21 protein-coding genes and 1 pseudogene are annotated in these 22,108 nt (G+C 61.8%); 7 read left to right on the forward strand and 15 right to left on the reverse strand.

Annotation, left to right across the window (positions count from 1 at the left end):
* Positions 1-19: 19 nt before the first annotated feature.
* A complete protein-coding gene (locus tag ACZYTC_RS08830; RefSeq protein ID WP_488989355.1) occupies positions 20-679 on the forward strand; it encodes a tetratricopeptide repeat protein in 660 nt (219 codons plus the stop codon).
* A 2-nt stretch (positions 680-681) separates the two neighbouring features.
* Positions 682-2,088 carry a ribosome biogenesis GTPase Der gene (der, locus tag ACZYTC_RS08835; protein WP_434956443.1) on the forward strand — a complete coding sequence of 469 codons (1,407 nt, stop codon included), beginning with the start codon at positions 682-684 and terminating at the stop codon, positions 2,086-2,088.
* Positions 2,089-2,145: 57 nt separating this feature from the next.
* Here the strand turns inward: der and ACZYTC_RS08840 are convergent, their stop codons facing one another.
* The 5 genes from ACZYTC_RS08840 to radA form a co-directional block, all read right to left on the reverse strand.
* Positions 2,146-2,886 (reverse strand): SDR family NAD(P)-dependent oxidoreductase, encoded by a 741-nt coding sequence (locus tag ACZYTC_RS08840; protein WP_488989356.1) that lies wholly within the window; start codon positions 2,884-2,886, stop codon positions 2,146-2,148.
* Between the two features lie 162 nt (positions 2,887-3,048).
* A complete protein-coding gene (gene purF, locus ACZYTC_RS08845) occupies positions 3,049-4,521 on the reverse strand; it encodes an amidophosphoribosyltransferase (RefSeq protein ID WP_488989357.1) in 1,473 nt (490 codons plus the stop codon).
* 14 nt (positions 4,522-4,535) lie between these two features.
* On the reverse strand, positions 4,536-4,706 hold the full coding sequence (locus ACZYTC_RS08850; RefSeq protein WP_441771725.1) for a hypothetical protein: 171 nt from the start codon (positions 4,704-4,706) through the stop codon (positions 4,536-4,538).
* A gap of 83 nt (positions 4,707-4,789) precedes the next feature.
* Positions 4,790-5,428 carry a CvpA family protein gene (locus ACZYTC_RS08855; protein WP_488989358.1) on the reverse strand — a complete coding sequence of 213 codons (639 nt, stop codon included), beginning with the start codon at positions 5,426-5,428 and terminating at the stop codon, positions 4,790-4,792.
* Positions 5,429-5,668: 240 nt separating this feature from the next.
* Positions 5,669-7,072, reverse strand: a complete 1,404-nt coding sequence (gene radA / locus ACZYTC_RS08860) for a DNA repair protein RadA (RefSeq protein WP_488989359.1) — start codon at positions 7,070-7,072, stop codon at positions 5,669-5,671.
* Positions 7,073-7,278: 206 nt separating this feature from the next.
* Between radA and ACZYTC_RS08865 the strand changes: the two genes are divergently transcribed.
* The gene (locus ACZYTC_RS08865; RefSeq protein ID WP_441771723.1) at positions 7,279-7,593 is read left to right on the forward strand and encodes a polyhydroxyalkanoic acid system family protein; all 315 of its coding nucleotides are present in this window, start codon (positions 7,279-7,281) and stop codon (positions 7,591-7,593) included.
* A gap of 16 nt (positions 7,594-7,609) precedes the next feature.
* On the opposite strand, the gene ACZYTC_RS08870 is transcribed toward ACZYTC_RS08865, so the two are convergent.
* The 9 genes and pseudogenes from ACZYTC_RS08870 to ACZYTC_RS08910 all read right to left on the reverse strand — a co-directional run bounded on the left by ACZYTC_RS08870 (position 7,610) and on the right by ACZYTC_RS08910 (position 14,909).
* Complete coding sequence (locus ACZYTC_RS08870) at positions 7,610-7,996, reverse strand: VOC family protein (RefSeq protein ID WP_441771722.1); 387 nt, start codon at positions 7,994-7,996, stop codon at positions 7,610-7,612.
* A gap of 54 nt (positions 7,997-8,050) precedes the next feature.
* Positions 8,051-9,157, reverse strand: coding sequence for an alanine racemase (gene alr / locus ACZYTC_RS08875; RefSeq protein ID WP_434956434.1), 1,107 nt, complete (start codon positions 9,155-9,157; stop codon positions 8,051-8,053).
* Positions 9,158-9,350: 193 nt separating this feature from the next.
* Positions 9,351-10,856 carry a replicative DNA helicase gene (locus ACZYTC_RS08880; RefSeq protein ID WP_441771721.1) on the reverse strand — a complete coding sequence of 502 codons (1,506 nt, stop codon included), beginning with the start codon at positions 10,854-10,856 and terminating at the stop codon, positions 9,351-9,353.
* Between the two features lie 232 nt (positions 10,857-11,088).
* Positions 11,089-11,583 (reverse strand): annotated as a pseudogene (rplI, locus tag ACZYTC_RS08885) (50S ribosomal protein L9); the annotation flags it as partial.
* A 19-nt stretch (positions 11,584-11,602) separates the two neighbouring features.
* Positions 11,603-12,607 (reverse strand): DUF2232 domain-containing protein, encoded by a 1,005-nt coding sequence (locus ACZYTC_RS08890; protein ID WP_488989360.1) that lies wholly within the window; start codon positions 12,605-12,607, stop codon positions 11,603-11,605.
* Between the two features lie 221 nt (positions 12,608-12,828).
* Positions 12,829-13,068 carry a 30S ribosomal protein S18 gene (gene rpsR / locus ACZYTC_RS08895; RefSeq protein ID WP_434956431.1) on the reverse strand — a complete coding sequence of 80 codons (240 nt, stop codon included), beginning with the start codon at positions 13,066-13,068 and terminating at the stop codon, positions 12,829-12,831.
* A 2-nt stretch (positions 13,069-13,070) separates the two neighbouring features.
* Entirely contained in the window at positions 13,071-13,535 is a 465-nt protein-coding gene (gene rpsF / locus ACZYTC_RS08900; protein WP_434956430.1) for a 30S ribosomal protein S6, read from the reverse strand.
* A gap of 226 nt (positions 13,536-13,761) precedes the next feature.
* Positions 13,762-13,908 (reverse strand): hypothetical protein, encoded by a 147-nt coding sequence (locus ACZYTC_RS08905; RefSeq protein WP_434956429.1) that lies wholly within the window; start codon positions 13,906-13,908, stop codon positions 13,762-13,764.
* A gap of 26 nt (positions 13,909-13,934) precedes the next feature.
* Positions 13,935-14,909, reverse strand: a complete 975-nt coding sequence (locus tag ACZYTC_RS08910) for a TerC/Alx family metal homeostasis membrane protein (RefSeq protein ID WP_488989361.1) — start codon at positions 14,907-14,909, stop codon at positions 13,935-13,937.
* A gap of 231 nt (positions 14,910-15,140) precedes the next feature.
* On the opposite strand from ACZYTC_RS08910, the gene ACZYTC_RS08915 reads away from it, so the two are divergent.
* Complete coding sequence (locus ACZYTC_RS08915; RefSeq protein WP_434956427.1) at positions 15,141-15,911, forward strand: CDP-alcohol phosphatidyltransferase family protein; 771 nt, start codon at positions 15,141-15,143, stop codon at positions 15,909-15,911.
* Positions 15,912-16,068: 157 nt separating this feature from the next.
* Positions 16,069-17,043 carry a quinone oxidoreductase family protein gene (locus ACZYTC_RS08920; protein WP_488989362.1) on the forward strand — a complete coding sequence of 325 codons (975 nt, stop codon included), beginning with the start codon at positions 16,069-16,071 and terminating at the stop codon, positions 17,041-17,043.
* Positions 17,044-17,055: 12 nt separating this feature from the next.
* Here ACZYTC_RS08920 and ACZYTC_RS08925 read toward each other — a convergent pair.
* A protein-coding gene (locus ACZYTC_RS08925; RefSeq protein ID WP_454817430.1) for an IS630 family transposase occupies positions 17,056-18,013 on the reverse strand; the annotation gives its coding sequence in 2 pieces (ribosomal slippage) (positions 17,056-17,661 and positions 17,663-18,013; 957 coding nt in all).
* A gap of 218 nt (positions 18,014-18,231) precedes the next feature.
* Between ACZYTC_RS08925 and ACZYTC_RS08930 the strand changes: the two genes are divergently transcribed.
* Positions 18,232-18,954: a class I SAM-dependent methyltransferase gene (locus ACZYTC_RS08930; RefSeq protein WP_488989363.1), complete on the forward strand. Its 723-nt coding sequence runs from the start codon at positions 18,232-18,234 to the stop codon at positions 18,952-18,954.
* A gap of 446 nt (positions 18,955-19,400) precedes the next feature.
* Positions 19,401-22,058 (forward strand): DNA gyrase subunit A, encoded by a 2,658-nt coding sequence (gene gyrA / locus ACZYTC_RS08935; RefSeq protein ID WP_441771912.1) that lies wholly within the window; start codon positions 19,401-19,403, stop codon positions 22,056-22,058.
* Positions 22,059-22,108: the final 50 nt, after the last annotated feature.

Below are 22,108 nucleotides of genomic sequence, written 5' to 3' on the forward strand. Positions count from 1 at the left end.
GAGGATACGAGCCGGGTCTATGACCGATATTTTCCAGGAAGTCAGCGAGGACATGCGCCGCGAAAAGGCGCAGAAGCTCTGGTCGAAATATGGCAACTACGTGCTCGGCGCCGCTCTTGCCGTGGTCGTGGGCGTATCGGGTTACGTCGCCTACCAGCATTACCAAAAGCAGCAGGCGGAAGCCACCGGAGCCCGTTTCCAGCAGGCGATCTCCCTGGCCCAGAGCGGCAAGACCAAGGAAGCCGCAGCCGCCCTCAGCACCCTGGTGAAGGACGGAAGCGCCGGCTATCAGACCCTTGCTCGTTTCCGTCTGGCGGCGGAGACCGCCAACGACAAGGTCGAGGATGGCATCAAGGCCTATGACGCGCTGGCTGCCGATTCTTCGCTCGGCCCGGTGCTGCAGAGCCTTGCCAAGGTGCGCGGCGGCTATCTCATGGTCGATACCGCCTCCTACGCGGATCTCGCCGGCAAGATCGAGCCGCTGACTGCTGCAAACGAACCCTGGCGGCATTCGGCGCGCGAAGTGCTCGGCCTTGCGGCCTGGAAGGCCAAGGATCTCACCAATGCCTCCAAATGGTATCAGGCCGTGATCACCGACAAGGATGTGCCGCAGGCGCTGCGTCAGCGAGCTGAACTGATGTTGCAGCTCATCGCCTCCGACCAGCCTGCCAAGGCCTGACCATGGCCGTTTCAATCGCCATCGTCGGCAGGCCCAATGTCGGCAAGTCGACATTGTTCAACCGTCTGGTCGGCCGCAAGCTCGCCATCGTCGACGATCGCCCGGGCGTGACGCGCGACCGGCGCGAGGGTGACGCCAGGCTCGGCAACCTCACTTTCAAAGTGATCGATACGGCCGGCCTCGAGGTCGCCGAAAACGCTTCGCTTGCCGGGCGCATGCGTGCGCAGACGGAAGCGGCAATCGCCGAGTGTGACCTGATCCTCTTCATGTTCGACGCCCGCATCGGTGTCACCCCCGCCGACGAACATTTCGCCGAAGTGGCGCGGCGCTCGGGCAAGCCTGTGATTCCGGTCGCCAACAAGACCGAGAGCCGCACCGGATTCCAGGGCGCCTATGAAGCCTATTCCCTCGGGCTTGGCGATCCCGTGCCGATCTCGGCCGAGCATGGCGAGGGCATGGCGGATCTTGCCGAAGCGATCGTCGCGATCGCGCCGGCCACCGGCTATGAACCCGAGGAAGATGTCGCCGAAACCGACGCCGTCGTCAGCGGCGAGGAGGGCGAGGAGGAGGCAATCGATCTCGGCGCGGGCGTGATCCGTCCGCTGCGCGTGGCCATCATCGGCCGGCCGAATGCCGGCAAATCGACGCTGGTCAACGCCCTGATCGGCCAGGATCGCATGCTTACCGGCCCCGAGGCCGGCATTACTCGCGACACCATCTCGGTGGACTGGACCTGGCGCGACAAGCGCATCAAGCTGTTCGACACTGCCGGCATGCGCAAGAAAGCCCGAATCGAGGATAAGCTCGAAAAGCTTTCCGTTTCGGATGGCCTGCGCGCCGTGCGTTTCGCCGAGGTGGTGGTGCTGCTGCTCGACAGCGCTACGCCTTTCGAAAAGCAGGATCTGCAGATTGCCGATCTCGTGGAACGCGAGGGCAGGGCTATCGTCATCGGTCTCAACAAGTGGGACCTGGTCGAGGATCGTCACAAGGCGCTGGCCAGTGCCCGTGAAATGTTCGAGCGCCTGCTGCCTCAACTGCGTGGCGCACCGGTGGTGACCTTGTCCAGCCTGTCGGAACAAGGCCTGGACCGCCTGATGGATGCCGCTTTCCGGGCCTTCGCCACCTGGAACCGTCGCGTACCGACGGCGCGCCTGAATCGTTGGCTCGGAGGCGTACTTGAACATCATCCGCCGCCGGCCGTGTCGGGGCGTCGCATCAAGATCCGTTATATGACGCAGGTGAAGACGCGCCCGCCGCACTTCGCTCTCTTCGGCAACCAGCTCGACGCTCTGCCGGACAGCTTCAAGCGTTATCTGGTCAATGGCCTGCGCGAGACCTTCGACATGCCCGGCGTGCCGATCCGGCTCAGCCTGCGTTCACCGAAGAACCCGTTCGACCGGAAGAAATAGGCGAGCCGCGGAGCGTGGCGTTTCCATGAGCGAACGTCCCCGTTCGCTCATGGGGAATTATTCTGGCGCTCTGAAGCTCAGGAATCGTCCTTCCCGCACCTCGTAGACCTTGCCGGTTTCCGTCAGGTCGGGGCTCGCGAGTTTCAGGATGGACGGCGCTATGCTGGATGGGTGGGGCAGGGTATCGGCGTCCTCGCCGGGCATGGCCGCCGCACGCATATGGGTGCGGACGGGACCGGGAGAGAGCAGGTTGGCCCGGATCGGCGAATTTACCGTTTCGGCCGCGTAAGTCGCCACCATGGAGTTGAGCGCCGCCTTCGTGGCAGCATAAAGCCCCCAATAGGCGGTCGACTTCCAGGCAGCCCCCGAGGTGATGAAGACGGCTCGGCCGGCATCGGATTTGCGTAACAAGGGGTCGAAGGATCGGATCAGGCGCCAATTGGCGGTGACGTTCACCGCAAAAACATTGTCCCAGTCCTTGGGCTCAAGATGGCCGAGGGGGGAGATCGCGCCGAGCGCGCCGGCATTGCCGATCAGGATGTCGAGCTTGCCATAACGCTCGAACAGCGTGTAGCCGAGCCGGTCGATGCCGTCGCCATCCTTGATGTCGAGAGGAACAAGGGTCGCCGCTCCACCCTTCTCGCGGATTTCGTCGTCTAGATCCTCAAGCGCGCCAACGGTACGGGCCACGGCGATGACATGGGCACCCGCCTCGGCCAGCGCCAGGGCCGTGGCACGGCCGATGCCGCGCGATGCGCCGGTGACGAGCGCCAGGCGGCCTTTGAGAAGATCAGACATCGGAAAACTCACGAGATAAGGCGTCTTGCGATCAGACGGAATCACCAGGACCCGCAAAGACGTGTCAAAACAAGCCGGAGCCAGAGTGCGCTTTCGCCAAAACGCGCTCGACACCGGGGCCAGCGGAAAGCTCGTCCACCCCTGAGCCGGGGTGGAGACAGATCAGCTTGCTTCCGCGAGCAATGCGAATTGCTGCTTGGCTCCTTCGCCAACCACATCGGTGAGGAAGGTGGGATAGTCGCCGGTGAAGCAGTGATCGGTAAATTGCGGACGGACTGGGTCGCGCTGGTCGTAGCCGCACGCCTTGTAGACACCATTAACCGACAGGAAGGCCAGCGAGTCGGCGCCCATATAGGCGCGCATCGCTTCCAGATCCATCCGCGCCGCCAGCAGGTTCTCCTTGTCGGGCGTATCGATGCCGTAATAGTCGGGATGGGTGATCGGCGGACTGGAGATGCGGAAATGCACCTCCTTTGCACCGGCATCGCGCATCATGCGCACGATCTTCACCGAAGTGGTGCCGCGCACGATGGAATCGTCGATCAGCACGACACGCTTGCCTTCGATCACCGAACGGTTGGCACTGTGCTTCATGCGCACGCCCATTTCGCGGATGGCCTGGGTCGGCTGAATGAAGGTGCGTCCGACATAGTGATTGCGGATGATGCCGAGCTCATAAGGCAGACCGGCGGCCTGGGCATAGCCGATCGCCGCGGGTACGCCGGAATCCGGCACCGGCACCACCACATCGGCCTCGACGCCGGCTTCGGCCGCCAGCTGGGCACCGAAGCTCTTGCGCACGGCATAGACGCTGCGACCGTGAACGATGGAGTCCGGTCGGGCGAAATAGATATATTCGAATATGCAGGGGCGGGGCGGCACGCGCGGAAATGGCTTCAGCGATTCCACGCCTTCCTTGGTGATGACGACGACCTCGCCATTCTCGATGTCGCGCACGAAGCGGGCGCCGATGATGTCGAGGGCGCACGTCTCCGAGGCAAGAATGTAGCAGCCATCGAGTTCACCCAGCACCAGGGGGCGAATGCCGAGAGGATCGCGGGCGCCGACCAGCATATGATTGGTCAGGCCGACAAAGGCATAGGCACCCTCGATCTGGAACAGAGCGTCGATGAAGCGATCGATGAACTTTTCCCGCGTCGAGCGCGCGACCAGATGCAGAATCACCTCGCTATCCGACGTGGCCTGGAAGATCGAGCCGCGAGCGATCAATTCGCGCCGCAGCGTCAGCCCGTTGGTGAGATTGCCGTTATGGGCCACGGCGAAGCCGCCGCCCTCAAGTTCGGCGAACAGCGGCTGCACATTGCGCAGAATGGTGCCGCCTGTGGTGGAGTAGCGGGTGTGGCCGATAGCCTGCGAGCCCGGCAGGCGTTCGATCACATCGCGCTTGGAGAAGGTATCTCCGACCAGTCCGAGCCGCCGCTCCGAATTGTAGCGCGCCCCGTCGAAGGTGACGATACCGCAAGCTTCCTGCCCACGATGCTGCAAGGCATGGAGGCCGAGGGTGGTAATGGCCGCGGCCTCGCTGTGTCCGAAGATACCGAACACACCGCATTCCTCACGCAGGCGGTCGGCGTCGAGATCCAGATCGTCGTTTTCACGGGTCATGGCGCTCATTTGGACTTTTCCGCTCACTTGGATTTCTTCTCCAAAAGGGGCTGAGCGGCCCGAAACAAGGCTTCGCCGCTCCGTTCGACATTGAGATAGTACCACCGATCGACTTTTCCAGCATGCCTGCCAAGCAAATTCTTCTTGATCGAGCCATGGGCTCGATCAAGAAGAATTTGCAAGATATCAAACATTTGCAGAGTTTCCCGGCGAGACCCGCCCACGGGCCCCACCGGAAAACTCTGCTTGGGAAGTTTCCTGTGGCAATGCAATTGCATCATTGCGCGGGCGCCGCCGGGGCAGGGGTTGCCGGCTGGGTCTGGGGTGCGGCGGGAGCGCCGGCGGCATCCGGATCGGGCTCTTGCGTATTGGTGTTGGTGTCGGCGCCAGGTCCGATCACTTCATTGGCCCGCAACTGCTTCAGGATCACGTTTTCAGGATCGCTCGGCAGCAAGGTGAGGATCCAGTCGCGCCCGGACACCAGAAGCTGGCGGGATTTGGCATCCTGCACCCAGGCCGGCTCCGACTTCGGCGGCACCAGATAACTGAAGAAGATGAAGGCGACGATGGCAAGCAGGAGGCCACGGGCCGCACCGAACAGGAAGCCAAACGTTCGATCGATCGCCCCGATCCGGCTGTCTAGGATCATGTCGGAGATACGGATCGTGATGAAGGATGCAATCAGGAGAACGAGCAGGAAGATGCCGGCCCCCGTCGCGATACGGGCCAGCGTATCGTTCTTGATGTAGGGCGTAATCAGCGGCAGCACACGCGAGAATAGCAACAAGGTCGCCACGGCGGCGGCGGCCCAGGCCGCGATGGCCAGAACTTCCCGGGTGAAGCCTCGTACCATTGCGAGAAGGGCCGAAATCAGCATGACGCCGATGACGATCAGATCCAGCAGCGTTACGGGCATTGGCGGTCTATCCTGATTTGAACTAGGCGGCACGACAGGCAGCGCCGCGCCTTTCTATAACGACGGTTCGACACGACGTCATCCATTTGCTGCAGCGCAATCGACGGAAATACCCGCTTCATGGCGAAACTTTAGTGGATTTCCGCCTTTGGCTCTCACAAGTCGATTCTCCGAGAGTGGCTTGGTGGGTCCCCCTCGGAGAATCGACAATGCTTCAAACGTCCGCAGAACCCTCGCACCTCATCCACGCGTGGATGAGGTGCGAGGGTTCTGCTTGGAAGCGGCAATATCCGCAACAAGTGTCGCAAGTGAGGCAACGCCATTCACCCGCATGCCGCTATCCGAGCCCGACTCGTTTCCCGGTACAGGGCAGACGGCGCGATGGAAACCGAGCTTGGCTGCCTCCTTCAAACGGGGGCCCATGTGAGCCACCGGCCGGACCGATCCAGACAGGGAGACTTCGCCGAAATACACGGCATCCGCGGGCAGGGGAGCACCCGTGAGGGAGGAGATCAAAGCGGCCGCCACGGCAAGATCGGCTGCGGGCTCCTGGATGCGCAAGCCGCCGGCCACATTGAGATAGACGTCATGCCCGCCCAGCTTGACGCCGCAATGGGCCTCAAGCACGGCAAGCACCATGGACAGGCGGCTGGTATCCCACCCCACCACGGCGCGCCGGGGGGTGCCCAGGCTTGTCGGCGCCACCAGGGCCTGCATCTCGACCAGAAGCGGCCTTGTGCCCTCCATGCCGCCGAACACGGCCGTACCCGGCGACCCGAGATCACGCTCCGACAGAAACAAGGCGGAGGGGTTGGTCACTTCGCGCAAGCCGAGGCCGGTCATCTCGAACACGCCGATCTCATCGGTCGGGCCGAAGCGGTTCTTCACCCCGCGCAGGATGCGGAAATCACGCCCGCCGTCGCCCTCGAACGACAGCACGGCGTCGACCATATGCTCGACGACGCGCGGGCCGGCGATCTGCCCATCCTTGGTGACGTGGCCGACGAGAATGACGGTGGTGCCCGAACGCTTGGCATAACGGATCAGCGCCTGCGCCGAGCCGCGTACCTGCGTGACGGTGCCGGGCGCCGATTCCACCGTATCCGTCCACATGGTCTGGATCGAATCGATCACCGCCAGGCGTGGCGGCGAGCCGTGCTCAAAGGTCGCCAGGATGTCCTCGACCGAAGTCTCCGAGGCCAGTTCCACCGGTGCGCTGGCAAGCCCCAGCCGCTCAGCCCGCAAGCGCACCTGCGCAGCAGCCTCTTCACCTGAAATATAGATGACCCGGGCGTTGCGGTTGGCAAGCGCGGCGCAGGCCTGGATCAGCAGCGTCGATTTGCCGATACCGGGGTCACCGCCCAGCAAAAGGACGGAGCCGCGCACGAAGCCTCCGCCGGTCACCCTGTCCAGTTCATCGATCCCAGAGACCAGGCGTGGCGCCTCGTCGGTCGATCCCGTCAGGCTTTCGAGCGCAAAGACCCGTCCCCGTCCTCTGGAACGCTGTGAGGCAGGAACGGCCGCGATGGCGCTGGTCTCCTCGGCGATCGAGTTCCACTCGCCGCAGGCATCACATTTGCCCTGCCAGCGATTATAGGCGGCACCGCAGTTCTGGCAGACATAGGAGGGAGTTCGCTTGGCCATGACGCCCTTCTAGCGGGCGGGTCGAGTCTGATCAAATCCAACGGCCCAGGCTGGTCGCCGTCGTAAGACCCGGGCCATCAAACTCAAGGCAGCAAGGAAAGGTCGGGTTTACGGGTTCAGTCGACGCGCCAGGAACGACCGCCCCTTGCAGGCAAGCCGAACCACAACCTATATCTTCATAAACGCGCCGCATCCTGGAACAGTCCATGTCACGCCCGCTGACCGTCACCATTCCCCACACTCTCGGCCGCGCAGCCGCACGCAAGCGCGTCGAGGAAGGTATTGCGCAGTTGCGCAACAGCTATGCCGGGCAATTCACTTCGCTCGAGGAAAACTGGAACGGCGACAGGTTCGATTGTCGCCTGAGTGTGTTCAAGCAGACCATTTCAGGCAGCGTCGATATTGGCGACGATGCGGTGACGGTGAGCATCCTGCTGCCGATCTTCCTGTCCATGCTCGCGGACAAGGTGACCACGCTGATACAGCAGCGCGGCCAAGGGCTGTTGGAGCACAAGGGGTAAGGCCTAGGGCGTGCCGTCAGTCGGGGAGGTGGCAGACTGCCTCGATATTATGCCCGTCGGGATCGAGCACGAAGGCTGCATAGTAGTTCGGATGGTAATGGGCGCGAATTCCCGGCGCACCGTTTTCGCGCGCCCCGGCTGCCAGCGCGGCGGCATGAAAGGCATCGACGGCCTTCCTGCTTTTCGCGACAAAGGCAATGTGGAAGCTGCCTTCCCTGGCCTGGCCATCGCCGATCCAGAACTGGGGCCGTCCATCCGCGCCATAGCCGCAATGGGCGCTGCCGCCGGTCATTTCCCGGGTGACTTCCTTTTGCACCGAATAGCCGAGCGGCGTGAGAGCCTGGTCGTAGAAGGCGCGGGAGCGCTGATAGTCGCGTACCGGAAAACCGAGATGGTCGATCATTGCAGCTCTTCCCAAGCAAGCCTCTGATGACTGGCGGCGCAGACACGCTATCGGCTAGGTCGCCAGATGGCGATCATAGCGCGTACCGAGGCTGGTGAGTATCTCATAGCCGATGGTACCTGCGCGGCGAGCCACCTCGTCGACCGGTAGGTGAGGCCCGATCAGTTCGACCCAATCGCCTCGTTTCACCGCCCCTGATGGCAGCTCCGTTACATCGATCGCCGTCATGTCCATCGAGATGCGTCCGGCGATCAGGCAGTATTTGCCGGCGACAGCAGCCACGGCCGTGTCGAAATCGTCGGAGGAGGACCCCGAGCGCAGATAGCCATCGGCATAACCGATTGCCACCATGGCGATGCGGGCGGGCTGCCGGCTCGTCCAGGTTGCGCCATATCCGACATGTTCGCCCGGCAGGACGTCACGAACTTGCAGGACCTGGGCGGAGAGGGTGATCACCGGCCGCATCGGATTGGACTGACCTGGCTGGGGATTGGAACCATACAGTGCGACGCCTGGGCGCAGCAGATCATAACCGATATCCGCCGGCAGGAAGGTGCCGTAGGAGTTGCAGAGCGAGGCGGGTACATCCGGATAAAGCGATTTGACCTCGGCAAAGGCCTCGAACTGCCTGGCATTGAGCGGGTGCTCGGGCGTATCGGCGCAGGCAAGGTGGCTCATCAGCAAGGAGGGCCTGAACAGCTCTCCCTCCGCCACCAGGGCATGGGCCTCGTCCACGCGCAGTCCGAGCCGGGACATGCCCGTATCCACGTGCAGGGCAGCGCCTCCCTGCCAGCCGGTGGCGGAGGCGAATGCGGACCATTCGCGCAATTCCTCGCGCGATCCCAAGGCCGGCCTCAGACCATTCTCGGCGAACCTGTCGCCATGGCCGGGCGCAAGGCCGCTCAGGACATAGATCGTCGCCTCCGGGGCCAGCCTGCGCACACGAATGCCCTCGTCGATCTGGGCCACGAAGAAGGTGCGGCATCCGGCCCGGCTGAACGCCGGCACGACATTGTCGATACCCAGGCCGTAGCCATCGGCTTTCACCACGGCCGCACATTCGGCCTTCGGCCGTTGCTGCCCGCAGCGCCGCCAATTGGCGGCGAGGGCGTCGGTATCGATGGTCAGGCGGGCATAGACGGGAGGCAGGGAATCGGTCATGCGCGGACCATAAGGCTGACTTGAATTCGACGGAAGGCCCTGAGCAGCTTCCTCCTGGTCGAGCCACGGGAACGACCAGGAGGAAGCGGCAAGAGACCAAACATTTGCAGAATTTTCTGGCGACGCCCATCGGCGGGCCTCACCAGAAAATTCTGCTTGTGGCAAAGATTGCCGCCGACCAAAAGGTTGTGGCCTATTCGCCGGTCTGGATCGGCAGATGATCGGTGCGGGCGAGATTGCCGAAACGCGTGACGTCGGCGTCGAATTGCACCTTGACCGTACCGGTCGGGCCATGACGCTGCTTGCCGATGATCACTTCAGCGACACCGGCCAGGCTTTCCATCTCCGCCTGCCATTTGAAGAACTCCTCGGTGCCTTCCTTGGGCATCTTGTTCTTCACGTAATATTCCTCACGGAACACGAACATCACCACGTCGGCGTCCTGCTCGATCGAGCCGGATTCACGCAGATCCGAGAGCTGCGGGCGCTTGTCGTCACGCGATTCCACCTGACGCGAGAGCTGAGACAGGCCAATGAGCGGCACATTCAGCTCCTTGGCCAGCGCCTTGAGGCCCGTCGTGATCTCGGTGATTTCCTGCACGCGGTTCTCGCTGCCCTTCTTGCCCGAACCGGTGAGGAGCTGGATGTAGTCGACGATCAGGAGGTCGAGGCCGCGCTGGCGCTTCAAGCGGCGTGCGCGCGCCACGAGCTGGGCGATGGAAATGCCGCCGCTGTCGTCGATATAGAGAGGCGTCGCCTGCATGTCCTGGCTGGCGGTGACCAGGCGGCTGAACTCGTCCTCCGAAAGATCGCCGCGGCGGATCTTGTAGGAAGGCACGTTGGCCTGCTCGGCCACGACACGGGTGGCGAGCTGTTCGGCGGACATTTCCAGCGAGAAGAAGCCGACCGAACCGCCATCGATGGTCTTGCGTGAACCGTCAGGCAGAATCTCGAACTGATAGTTCTTGGCGATGTTGTAGGCGATATTGGTGGCAAGCGAGGTCTTGCCCATGCCGGGACGACCGGCAAGAACGATGAGGTCGGACGGCTGCAGGCCGCCCATCATCCTGTCGAGATCGTCAAGCCCGGAGGCAAGGCCCGACAATTGGCCGTCGCGCTGATAGGCAGCGGAGGCCATGTCGATGGCATCCTTCAACGCATCCGAGAAGGTCGAGAACCCACCTTCGTTGCGTCCCGTCTCGGCCAAGGCGAACAGCCGGCGTTCCGCCTCCTCGATCTGGTCGCCCGGCGTCATGTCCACAGGGGCGTCATAGGCGACGTTGACCAATTCCTCGCCGACCTGGATCAGGGACCGCCGAAGCGCGAGATCATAGATGATCTGGCCATAATCGGCCGCATTGATGACCGTGGTGGCCTCAGTCGCCAAGCGGATGAGATATTGCTGGGTGGTGAGCCCGCCAATGTCCTGGTCCGGCCCGAGGAAGGTCTTCAGCGTGATGGGCGTTGCCATCTTGCCGGCACGCACGAGGCTTGAGGCGAGCTCGTAGATCTTGCGATGGAAGGGGTCGAAGAAATGCTCCGGCAGCAGGAAGTCGGAGACCCGGTAGAACGCTTCGTTGTTGACCAGGATCGCGCCCAGCAGGGCCTGTTCGGCCTCGACATTGCTGGGGGCTTGCCGAAAGGTTGCGGCTTGGCCGGTCTCGAGCTTGTGTACGGTGGCTTCGACAGGTGTGGACATCAGGCTCTGCGGATCATGATTCGTCGGGGGGCAAGCTTAGCACGCCCACTCGTCCGCTTGGCCTCCGATCGGCAATTCACAATGATTCACAGTCGCACAAAATAAAAGCCGGGCGACGGGCGCCCGGCTCTTGATCGTATCGAGTAACCGAGACTCAGACCTCGGGCTGCTCGCCGGTGCCGGGAACGCCGGGGATCTCGATATCCTCGGGATTCTCGAAGGTCTCCTCGTCGTCCTGCTGGACGAGCACGTCCTCGCCACGAATCTGGCGCTCGGCTTCCTGAGGCGAGCGCGCGATGTTGGTGGTGACGGTGACTTCGACTTCCGGGTGCAGATGGACGAGCACCTTGTGCAGGCCGATGGTCTTGATCGGCGTGTTCAGCACGAACTGCGAACGCTCGACGGTGAAGCCGCCGGCGGTTGAGGCCTCGGCAAGGTCGCGGGCAGTGACCGAACCGTAGAGCTGACCGGTTTCGCCAGCCTGGCGGATCAGGGTGAAGGTCTGGCCATCGAGCTTGGCAGCAACGGCCTCGGCTTCCTTCTTGAGCTCGAGATTGCGGGCTTCGAGCTGCACGCGCTCCTTCTCGAAGCGCTCCTTGTTGGCCTTGGTGGCGCGCAGGGCCTTGTTGTTCGGCAGGAGGAAGTTGCGGGCATAGCCGTCCTTCACCTTGACCGTCTCGCCCATCTGGCCGAGCTTGGAAACGCGCTCCAGCAAAATGACTTCCATGTTTGTCTCCTTTGTTCGTCTATTGAGGGGTACTGGGGGTATTGGAGCGGCCGCCAAAGCGACCGCGCAGATTGAAGAAAGTCTCGACGAGGCCGAGCACGATTATCAGCGGCAGCGCGATCCAGGACAGGAATACGCACAGCAGATAGGCCAGGGCCAGGATCAGCGGCCGCATGGCGCCGCCGCGGGTAAGGAAATGCACCGCGGAGAAACCCTGGATCAGGAAGGCGCCGAGCAGCGCCGCCAACAGCAACTGCCCGGCAAAGCCGACTGCGCCCGGGAACAGTGACAGCGCACAGGACACAGCCAGAAGGCCCATCGACCAGATCGGAAGGTGCAGTTGCGCGGCGATGTCGGGCCAGGGCCGCGGCAGCCGGCCCGAGATCCGGGCGATGCGGGCCGACAGCCACAGACCGCCGAGATTGGAAACCGTGGTGACCAGGGCCGTGAACGGAAGAAGCACAACGCTGAAGACCCGCAGGAAAGCTTCCGGGTCCATGCCATCCTGTGCGGGGATGGGCTGATCCTTCGCCAGCCCCATCATGATGCGATAGGCCTGCGTGATTTCATTGCGGAGATTGGCGAGCGCCTGTTCGTGGGTGGAGCCCAGCGCGAGCATCGCAAACAACGTGCCCGTCATGCTCAGCACGGCGGCGACAATGGCCAGACTGCCGAGCGAAATATGGCGCCGCTCCGCCGTGGCGTCGCCGAACCCGGCAATAGCGAGGTAGGCAAGGCCCCAGGCAGGCAGTGCCCGAGAGACGCCAAATTGCAGAGCCAATCGGAAGGGGGAGAATTCAGGTGCATTCGAGGGGAGGGCCGAGGCGGCAATCACAAGCAGCACCATCGCGGAGATGGCCGCAGCAAGGCCGGCGCGAGACCCCCAGCACAACGTGACCAAGGTAATGGGCAGCGCGGCGAATACGGACAGCAAAATGCCGAAGCCCGAGCCGCTCGCGGGTGCAAGCACCAGAATGGCTGCGGCAAGGCCGGCACCTAGGCCTATGAGGATATCGCGTTGCATTGTCGAGCTGTCCCGCTGTCGCGGTTAGAGGCCTTGCGGTGAAGACCCCAGCCATGGCCGGATCATCCGGCTGACTGTCGTTGGAGATAGGCGGCGAGGCACGAGAGAAAGTGCAATTTAGATAAATCGCACTTTCTCTGTATCTTTTGACGCATTTTCTTAATCGAAAAGTCTATCAACTTTTCTGGAAAATACTTTAAGAGCGCCTCGCCGCAAACGCATCAGCCGATCACGTAGGGCAGCAGGCCCAGGAAGCGGGCGCGCTTGATGGCCTGAGCCAATTCACGCTGCTTCTTGGCCGAAACGGCCGTGATACGGGAAGGCACGATCTTGCCGCGCTCGGAAATGTAGCGCTGCAGGAGCTTGACGTCCTTGTAGTCGATCTTCGGCGCATTCGGGCCCGAGAACGGGCAGGTCTTGCGGCGGCGGAAGAAGGGCCGGCGTCCAGGTGTGGTAGCCATGATCATTCTTCTCCCTGCGGCTGCTCTTCAGAAGCGCCTTCGAAGCGCTCACGGCGCGGAGGGCGATCATTGCCGCCAGAGCGGGGGCCGCCACGGCCGCCACCGAAGCCGAAGCCACGGTCGTCGTCACGACGCTCGTCGCGGTCGGACTTGCGCAGCATGGCCGACTGGCCTTCCTCGAGTTCGTCGACGGAAAGGGTCAGGAAGCGCAGGATGTCTTCGGAGATCGACATCTGACGCTCGACTTCCGCCACGGCCGCATGCGGCGCGGTGATGTTCAGCAGCGTGAAGTGAGCCTTGCGGTTCTTCTTGATGCGATACTGCAGGGACTTGACGCCCCAATATTCGGTCTTGCCTACGGTGCCGCCATGCGCTTCGATCACACCCTTGAACTGGGCGGTCAGCGCTTCGACCTGCTGGGAGGTCACGTCTTGGCGAGCCAGGAAGACATGCTCGTAATTCGGCATGAGATGGCCTGTCTTTTGGTTACAACGCGTCGTGGTTGTCACGTTCGCCTGGCGCGAAGCCCCTCGTGACCCGGCAGGCCGTCGAGGAATGTCTTAAGAGGGCGAAGACACGGGATGCAGGAACCCTGGGGCTCCACTGCGCAAGCGCAGTCATCCGTTCAGCCTCCGGCCGAAGCGAAGCCGGGTGCATACAGAGTTTGCCGCATCAGCGCAAGGAATAAGTTGTCTATACCAGACGCAGGCCGCCGTCGCATTCGATCACGGGGCCAGTGACGTAACCGTTCTCGACCAGGAATTGAACGGCAGGGGTATCGGCGATACCGATGCCGGTCTTGCCCGGCTGATTTCCCAATTCGAGCGCCTCTACGGACAAGACGCGGCTCGAACCGCTTGATGCAATCAGGTCCGCTCGGGTTTCAAGATCGAGGCGAGTACGGCGATCGCCAATGTCGCAAAGGTAATCGTCATGGTCAGCACATTGTCGAACTCGCCGACGAGACGTTCATAGAAAATCACAGCGCCGATAAAAATCAGCAATATCGCCAGGGCGACCTTCAGATAGCGAAACGTGGCGATAAGCGCGTCAATGACGAAGTATAGCGCCCGCAGGCCGAGAATGGCGAAGATGTTGGAAGTGTAGACGATGAAGGGGTCCTGGGTCTGCGACAGGACTGCCGGCACGCTGTCCACGGCGAAGACGATGTCCGCCACATTGATCACCGCAAAGGCCGCGAACAGGGGCGTCGCATGCAGGACGGGCCTTTCGCCGCCAGGCTTTAGCAGACGAACGAAGAAATGCTCGCCGGAGATCTTCGTCGTCATGCGCAGATGACGCATGAACCATGCAATCGCCCGATTCTGGTCGAGACCGACCTGTTCGTCCATGCTGCGAAGCATGCGCAGCCCGGTCACGATCAGAAAGAGGCCGAACAGATAGAGCACCCAGGCAAATCGCGCCACGATCGCCGCGCCGAGGCCGACGAAGATGGCCCGCAGGACAATGGCGACGACGATTCCCCAGAAAAGCACCCGATGCTGATATTGGCGAGGTACGCCGAAAAAGGCGAAGATCACCGACATTACGAAGACATTGTCGATCGAAAGTGATTGTTCCAGCGCGTAAGCCGTAAAGAACAGCGAGCCTTTCTCCGGCCCGAAATACAGCCATGCGCCGCAGCCGAACAGGGCGGCAAGGACGGCATAGGCCGTCGTCAAGGCGACCGATTGGCCAAGCGACAGGACCGGAATGCGGCGATTGAGATAACCCAGGTCGAAGATGAGAATGGCGGTAATGGACGATGCGAAGATCGCCCAGAACCACGGCGGCGCTCCCAGCATGTCACCGGACGCCAGAGATAGTGCCGACCATTCCATGGATCGCGCGCTCGTTTTCGACTTCCGGCTCGGCGATGTGGGTGGTTCGAGCAGTGTTGGTGCCCGTGAGGGGACCTGTCAACCGCCAAACGCCCTCATCGGGAGCGTGCGGCATCCAGCGTGCCGACCTGGAAGTTCTTGTGGGCACCCGAACCGGAGAGAGAAAATATTCTAGCGCCGATGGTATGTGGCGATATGATGACACTCCTTCAGTAGAGAATCCGAGCAGCGTTGGCTTCATCACCTCCTATATCTTCCGGCAATCCGATCACCCCGCAGCAGAAGCGGCTGGCCTTCGGTGTGCACCTGTTTACGGCCAGCGGTGTGCTGTGGGGGTTTCTTGCCCTCATAGCGGCTGTCCAACATGATTGGCGCACGATGTTCGCCTGGCTGGCGCTCGCCTTGTTCGTGGATGGCATCGACGGCACGATTGCCCGCAAGATCAACATCACCGAAGCTTCGCCCCGCTGGTCGGGCGTCGCTCTCGATCTGATCATCGACTATCTTACCTATGTCATCGTCCCGGCCTATGCCCTCTACAGTTCGGGCATGCTCGGCGGTTCGAACAATGTGCTCAACCTCATCGCCATGGCGGTGATTCTTCTCACCAGCGCGATGTATTTCGCCGACAACGAGATGAAGACGGAGGATGCCTGGTTCAAAGGCTTCCCGGCCGTATGGAACCTGATCGTATTCTATTTCTTCCTGCTCAGCCCGGCCCAGCCGACGATCCTGTCCATGACCCTCATCTTCCTGGCGGTGCTGGCGCTCGGTCTGATGACCTTCGCATCCTTCGTGTTCGTGCATCCACTGCGCGTGACCAAGCTTCGTTTGCCCACGCTGGCCTTGCTGGTGGCATGGTCGGTGCTGGCGATTGTGGCGATCTGGGAAAATGTCGACCCGGCACACTGGGTCACCTGGGCGCTTTGCATCATCGGTGTTTATTTCCTGATCCTCGGATATTTCCGCACGGCACCGGTTCATGATCGCAGGGCGGAGTAATGCCCGCAGCAGGGGCGCCCTTGTCAACGCGGACGGCCCTGGACATCATCCCCGACATCGGCAACATCGTCAGGCGTGCTCACACCGGATTACAGTTGCAAGCGCCCGAAAGGCGACCCACCGTTTCATGACTTGATTTCAACGATAGGTATTTGCCATGCCCGCAGCCATTCGCGTTCATCAGACCGGCGGCCCCGAGGTTCTCACCTATGAGGAGATCGCCACACCGCTGCCCGCAGCCGGCGAGGTCCTGATCCGTCAGCATGCCTGCGGCGTGAACTATATCGACACCTATTATCGCTCGGGCCTCTATAAGGCGCCGTCTCTGCCCTTCACTCTTGGCGCAGAGGGCGCCGGAGAGGTGGTCGCGGTCGGCGACGGGGTGACCGAATTCAAGCCTGGTGACCGCGTGGCCTATGCCGGCGCCAATGGCAGCTATGCATCGGAACGCACCTATCCGGCCGATAGGCTCGTCCCGCTGCCAGAGGCGATTTCCTATGAGCAGGCAGCCGGCATGATGCTCAAGGGCATGACAGCGCAATATCTGATCCGGCGTACCTTCAAGGTTGCGACCGGCCAGACCGTGCTGGTGCATGCGGCCGCGGGCGGCGTCGGGCTGATCCTGTGCCAATGGGCCAAGGCGCTAGGCGCCACCGTGATCGGCACCGTTGGCTCGGAAGAAAAGGCCGCCCTGGCCCGCGCCAATGGCGCAGACCACACAATTCTCTACCGCGACGAGGATTGGGTGAAGCGTGTCGCCGAAATCACCGATGGCCACAAATGCGACGTGGTCTACGACGGCGTGGGCAAGGATACCTATCCCGGCTCGCTCGACTGCCTGAAGCCGCTCGGCATGTGGGTTTCATTCGGTAATGCCTCCGGCCCGGTCGAGCCGGTTCCCATGCTGGTCCTGTCCCAGAAGGGCTCGCTCTTCGCCACCCGCCCGACGCTGGGAACTTATGTCGCCGAACGCGCCGATCTTCTGGCCACGGCCCATGACCTGTTCGAGACGGTCGCCTCCGGCAAGGTGAACATCCCGGTCAACCAGCGTTATGCACTCAAGGATGCCCGCAAGGCGCATGAGGACCTGGAAGGGCGGGGGACGACGGGATCGTCGATCCTGTTGCCCTAGAGCATCGGACATTTAATCGTACGCATATCCAGCGGCGTTAAGATAGTTCCAGCATTCTTTTGGGGTGAAGAGATCGCAGATATCGCCGATTGCGTTCCAGAGTTGTTCGAAAGTTCGAGCGGCAGCCGCCCTCAGATGGGCTTTGAGTTTGGCAAAGGCCATCTCGATGGGATTGAGGTCGGGGGAGTAGGGCGGCAGGAAGAGGAACCAGGCGCCGGCCTGCTTCAGGCATTGTGCGGCATTGGTGCTTTTGTGGACGGCGAGATTGTCGAGAATGACGACATCGCCCCTGGAGAGTGTGGGCGCCAGTTGGGTTTCAATCCAGACGTCGAAGGCTTGCCGGTCCATCGCCTTGTCGACCACCCAGGGTGCGGTCAGCCCATGACAGCGCAAGCCCGCGATGAAGGTCTGGGTTTGCCAATGGCCGAACGGTGCTTGGGCATGGAGCCGTTCGCCGCGCGGGCAGCGGCCGCGTAACCGCACCATTTTGGTGTTCACGCTCGTCTCGTCCACGAACACCAGCCGATGCGGTTCCAGCCGCATGCGCGGCTGGCGATAGTCAATCCACAGATGACGTTCGGCCTGGATGTGTGCGCGTGCGCGTTCCGACGCCATCAGCGCTTTTTTTATATGTGAAGCCGTTTCGGCACAAAAAGCGCGACAGCACAGCAGGAGCAGCCCGCAAATTGTGGACTTCTCCGAGCCGTGCGGCCAGTTCCGGCATGGTGATGTCGGGTCTTGCTTCCACAACACCGATCAGGAAACCGGCAACTCCAGCCAGTTTACCTCCACCAGGAGGACGCCCCTGACGCGCGGGTGCCCCTGATCCATAGGCAACCACACGCTGCAGCAGCTTCACAGCGAAGCTCTCGCTCACTTCAAAATGACGAGCCGCAGCTCGGCGCGAATGGCCGTTCTCAACAAAGCTGACAATCCGATCGCGAAGATCCTGAGAATAGCTCCTGCCCATGATCCACCTCCAATAACGGTGAATCACAAATTGCCCTCCAAGGGAATCGCCGATTCCAGTTTCAGATCCGACGCTCTAGAGCAAAGCACGTTTAAGTGTAACCGCTCGCCTGGGCTAAGCCTTTGTTTCAACGTGTCTTTGCGATTCCCGCGGCTTTCGTCAAATCGCAAGGCGCTCTAGCCGGTAAATTTGTCACGCAACTCCCATAGCGGTAGCGAATGGCTGAGGACATCTACGACCCGCAATTCGTAAAAGGCGTCTTCGATCGCTGTTCCGATAAATATATCGCGTTCAGCACTTGGTGTTCGCTCGGCTTTACCGAACGCTGGCGCCGGCAATGCGTCGAGGCGCTGCCGGCACCGGCGGCATCCGCCGCGACGGGCTACGACCTCATGGCCGGCACTGGAGAGGTCTGGCCCCATCTTCTGAAGCGCCACCCCGCCATCGGCGGCATCGTTGCCGTCGACATTTCCACGGGCATGCACCAGCGCGCCATGACCCGTCTCCATGCGCATCGAGCCCATAAGATCTCCTTCATCGAGGACGACGTCCTCTCCAGCAACTTGCCCGATGGCAGCGCCGATTTCGTGATTTCAACCTTCGGGCTGAAGACGTTCAACCCGGTCCAGCATCGCAAGCTCGCGGCCTTGATCGCCCGCTGTCTCAAGCCGGGAGGCAGTTTCTCGCTGATCGAGGCTTCCGATCCCAAGGGATGGTGGCTACGCCCGCTCTATCGGTTTCATTTGAGAGCCGTGCTGCCCATGATCGAACGCTTCCTTCTGAAAGGGGCTCAGGATTTTGCGATGATCGGAACCTACAGTGCCAATTTCGGAGATGCCTCCGCCTTCGCCCGCATGCTGGAAGCGGAAGGCCTGCAGGTGGAGTATCGGAAATTCTTCTATGGATGCGCGACCGGGGTGTGCGGGCGAAGGCCTACATGAGCGGGTGCCTCACGCCTGCCATGTTTTTCGGCTCCACAGCATTGGGTAAGAGTCACGAATAACCCTTTGAAAGACAAATCGAAGAATGCTGTTGGCACCCGAAGCGCCAGGGTGGTGCCGGGGGGCGGAATGGGCTAAAGCGTTTTGCGATTTAATGGAATCACTGAGAATCGCCGTAGCGTTTTGTGATTTGAATGGATCACTTCAAATCGCAAAGATGCGTTGAAACAAAGAGCTGGAGCGAATTGGCGTTCACGCTTGAACGCACTTTGCTCTAGGACGCGTCGAGAACGAAAAGCGTGAGCAAGGAGCGTATTCCCAATACGCGTCGTGCTCACGAGGACGCCGCAGAATCGGTTTGAGGCCGTGCATTGACTGACGAAAACGACAAGAGGCCGGAAGACGGGGAACCGTCCGACATCCGCTCGACTTCCATCACCGACGAGATGAGGCGCAGCTATCTCGATTACGCCATGAGCGTGATCGTGAGCCGTGCCTTGCCGGACGTGCGTGACGGCCTGAAGCCGGTCCATCGGCGCATCGTGCATTCGATGTACGAGAACAACCACACGCCCGATCGCAAATACGTCAAGTCGGCCAATATCGTCGGCGCCGTGATGGGTCAGTACCATCCACATGGCGACCAATCGATCTACGACGCCCTGGTCCGCATGGCCCAGCCCTTCTCGATGCGCCTGATGCTGGTGGACGGGCAGGGCAATTTCGGCTCGGTGGACGGCGATCCGCCGGCGGCCATGCGCTACACCGAGTCGCGTATGTCGAAAGCCGCCGTGGCGATGATCGACGACATCGACAAGGACACGGTCGACTTCCAGGAAAACTATGACGGCACTAAATCGGAGCCGACGGTCCTGCCGGCGCGCTTTCCCAATCTTCTGGTTAATGGCGCCGGCGGCATCGCCGTCGGCATGGCCACCAACATTCCGCCCCACAATCTCGGCGAGGTGATCGACGGCTGTCTGGCCTATATCGAGAATCCGGCCATCACCATCGACGAGTTGATGGAGTTGATCCCGGGGCCGGACTTCCCGACCGCCGCCAACATCGTCGGCCGTTCGGGCATCCGCTCGGCCTACAACACCGGGCGCGGCTCGATCATCATGCGCGCCAGCGCCACGATCGAGGAAATCCGCAAGGATCGCGACGCCATCATCGTCACCGCCATTCCCTATCAGGTGAACAAGGCGACCCTGCAGGAGCGTATCGCTGAACTCGTGCGCGAGAAGCGGATCGAGGGTATCGCCGAGGTGCGCGACGAGTCCGACCGCCAGGGCATGCGCCTGGTGGTCGAACTCAAGCGCGACGCCGTCGGCGAGGTGGTGTTGAACCAGCTCTATCGTTTCACCTCGCTGCAGACCAGCTTCGGGGCGAACATGGTGGCGCTGAATGGCGGCCGGCCCGAACTGCTCAACCTCAAGGACATGATCTCGGCCTTCGTCGATTTCCGCGAAGTCGTGATCAGTCGCCGCACCAAATATCTGCTGAACAAGGCGCGCGACAGTGCCCATATCCTGTGCGGCCTTGCCACCGCGGTCGCCAATATCGACGAGGTCATCCGTATCATCCGCACCAGTCCGGACCCGAACTCGGCCCGGGAAGCCCTGATGGGGCGTGACTGGCCGACGGGCGACATCGCTCCCCTGATCCTGCTGGTCGACGATCCCAAGCATCCGATGAACCCGGATGGGAGCTATCGCCTGTCGGATGCACAGGCTCGTGCCATCCTCGAACTGCGCCTTGCACGCCTGACGGCTCTCGGGCGCGACGAGATCGGCGACAGGCTGCAGTCGCTGGCCAACGAGATCCGCGATTATCTCGATATCCTGCGTTCGCGCGAGCGTATCATGACGATCGCCCGCACGGAGCTCGAGGAAATCAGGACGGCCCACGCCACGCCGCGCAGGACAGAGATTCTCGATTCGGATGCCGATTTCGAGGACGAGGACCTGATCCAGCGCGAGGACATGGTGGTGACCGTGTCCCATGCCGGCTATGTCAAGCGCGTGCCGCTCTCCACCTATCGAGCGCAGCATCGCGGCGGCAAGGGCCGCTCCGGCATGCAGACCAAGGAAGAAGATTTCGTCACCTATCTGTTCGTGGCGAATACCCATACGCCGGTGCTGTTCTTCTCCTCCAAAGGTCGCGTCTATAAGGAGAAGGTCTGGCGCCTGCCCTTGGCAGCGCCCCAGGCACGCGGCAAGGCCTTCATCAACCTGCTGCCGATTGAGGCGGACGAGCGCATCACCTCGATCATGCCGCTGCCCGAAGACGAGAACCAGTGGGCGACGCTGCACATCATGTTCGCCACCTCATCCGGCACGGTGCGCCGCAACGACCTTTCGGACTTCGTCCAGGTCAACCGCGCCGGCAAGATCGCGATGAAGCTGGAGGAGGGTGAGCAGATCCGGGACGTCTCGATCTGCACCGAGGCCAACGACGTGCTGCTCACCACAGCACTGGGCCAGTGCATCCGCTTCCCTGTGCCTGATGTACGCGTGTTCAAGGGACGTGACTCCATGGGCGTGCGCGGCATTAGGCTGGAGGGCGAGGACACCGTCATCGCCATGGACATCATCGCCCATCGCGAGATTTCCCCCGAAGAACGGTCCGCCTATTTCAAGATGCGACGTGCCGTGGCCGGAGAAACCGAAAACGGCGACAATGGCGTCGAGGATGCGGAGGAAACGGGCGAAGCCTCGGTGGAGATCTCCACCGAGCGTTACGCCCAGCTCTCGGCCGAAGAGCAGTTCATTCTCACCATTTCCGAGAATGGCTATGGCAAGCGCAGCTCATCCTATGAATATCGCATCACCGGCCGCGGCGGCAAAGGTATCGTGGCCATGGCCGTCAACCAGCGCAACGGCAAGCTGGTGTCCTCTTATGCCATCGAACACAGCGACCAGATCATGCTGGTGACCGATGGCGGGCAGCTCATCCGCTGCCCGGTCGAGGGTATCCGCATCGTTGGGCGTGGCTCGCAGGGCGTCATCGTCTTCAATACGGCCGAGGGCGAGAAGGTCGTCTCGGTCGAGCGCGTCAGTGACGAAGGCGGCGACGAGGAAGAGGAAGGCGGCGAGGAATAAGGCCTCACCAAAAAAAGCGGCACCCGTGAGGGTGCCGTTTGTAAGTTCCG

Source organism: Labrys sp. F242, assembly GCF_057813875.1.

What these genes read in the sequence shown, in the direction of transcription:
- ACZYTC_RS08855 (WP_488989358.1), bottom strand. Translation starts at nt 5,428, where the DNA reads ATGCCCGTAACGCTGCTGGATCTGATCGTCATCGGCGTCATGCTGATT.
- alr (WP_434956434.1), bottom strand. Translation starts at nt 9,157, where the DNA reads ATGACCGATTCCCTGCCTCCCGTCTATGCCCGCCTGACCATCGATACC.
- rpsF (WP_434956430.1), bottom strand. Translation starts at nt 13,535, where the DNA reads ATGCCGAATTACGAGCATGTCTTCCTGGCTCGCCAAGACGTGACCTCC.
- ACZYTC_RS08920 (WP_488989362.1), top strand. Translation starts at nt 16,069, where the DNA reads ATGCCCGCAGCCATTCGCGTTCATCAGACCGGCGGCCCCGAGGTTCTC.
- radA (WP_488989359.1), bottom strand. Translation starts at nt 7,072, where the DNA reads ATGGCCAAGCGAACTCCCTCCTATGTCTGCCAGAACTGCGGTGCCGCC.
- purF (WP_488989357.1), bottom strand. Translation starts at nt 4,521, where the DNA reads ATGAGCGCCATGACCCGTGAAAACGACGATCTGGATCTCGACGCCGAC.
- rpsR (WP_434956431.1), bottom strand. Translation starts at nt 13,068, where the DNA reads ATGGCTACCACACCTGGACGCCGGCCCTTCTTCCGCCGCCGCAAGACC.
- der (WP_434956443.1), top strand. Translation starts at nt 682, where the DNA reads ATGGCCGTTTCAATCGCCATCGTCGGCAGGCCCAATGTCGGCAAGTCG.
- ACZYTC_RS08880 (WP_441771721.1), bottom strand. Translation starts at nt 10,856, where the DNA reads ATGTCCACACCTGTCGAAGCCACCGTACACAAGCTCGAGACCGGCCAA.
- ACZYTC_RS08850 (WP_441771725.1), bottom strand. Translation starts at nt 4,706, where the DNA reads ATGTTTGATATCTTGCAAATTCTTCTTGATCGAGCCCATGGCTCGATC.
- ACZYTC_RS08865 (WP_441771723.1), top strand. Translation starts at nt 7,279, where the DNA reads ATGTCACGCCCGCTGACCGTCACCATTCCCCACACTCTCGGCCGCGCA.
- ACZYTC_RS08830 (WP_488989355.1), top strand. Translation starts at nt 20, where the DNA reads ATGACCGATATTTTCCAGGAAGTCAGCGAGGACATGCGCCGCGAAAAG.
- gyrA (WP_441771912.1), top strand. Translation starts at nt 19,401, where the DNA reads ATGAGGCGCAGCTATCTCGATTACGCCATGAGCGTGATCGTGAGCCGT.
- ACZYTC_RS08930 (WP_488989363.1), top strand. Translation starts at nt 18,232, where the DNA reads ATGGCTGAGGACATCTACGACCCGCAATTCGTAAAAGGCGTCTTCGAT.
- ACZYTC_RS08890 (WP_488989360.1), bottom strand. Translation starts at nt 12,607, where the DNA reads ATGCAACGCGATATCCTCATAGGCCTAGGTGCCGGCCTTGCCGCAGCC.
- ACZYTC_RS08870 (WP_441771722.1), bottom strand. Translation starts at nt 7,996, where the DNA reads ATGATCGACCATCTCGGTTTTCCGGTACGCGACTATCAGCGCTCCCGC.
- ACZYTC_RS08840 (WP_488989356.1), bottom strand. Translation starts at nt 2,886, where the DNA reads ATGTCTGATCTTCTCAAAGGCCGCCTGGCGCTCGTCACCGGCGCATCG.
- ACZYTC_RS08910 (WP_488989361.1), bottom strand. Translation starts at nt 14,909, where the DNA reads ATGGAATGGTCGGCACTATCTCTGGCGTCCGGTGACATGCTGGGAGCG.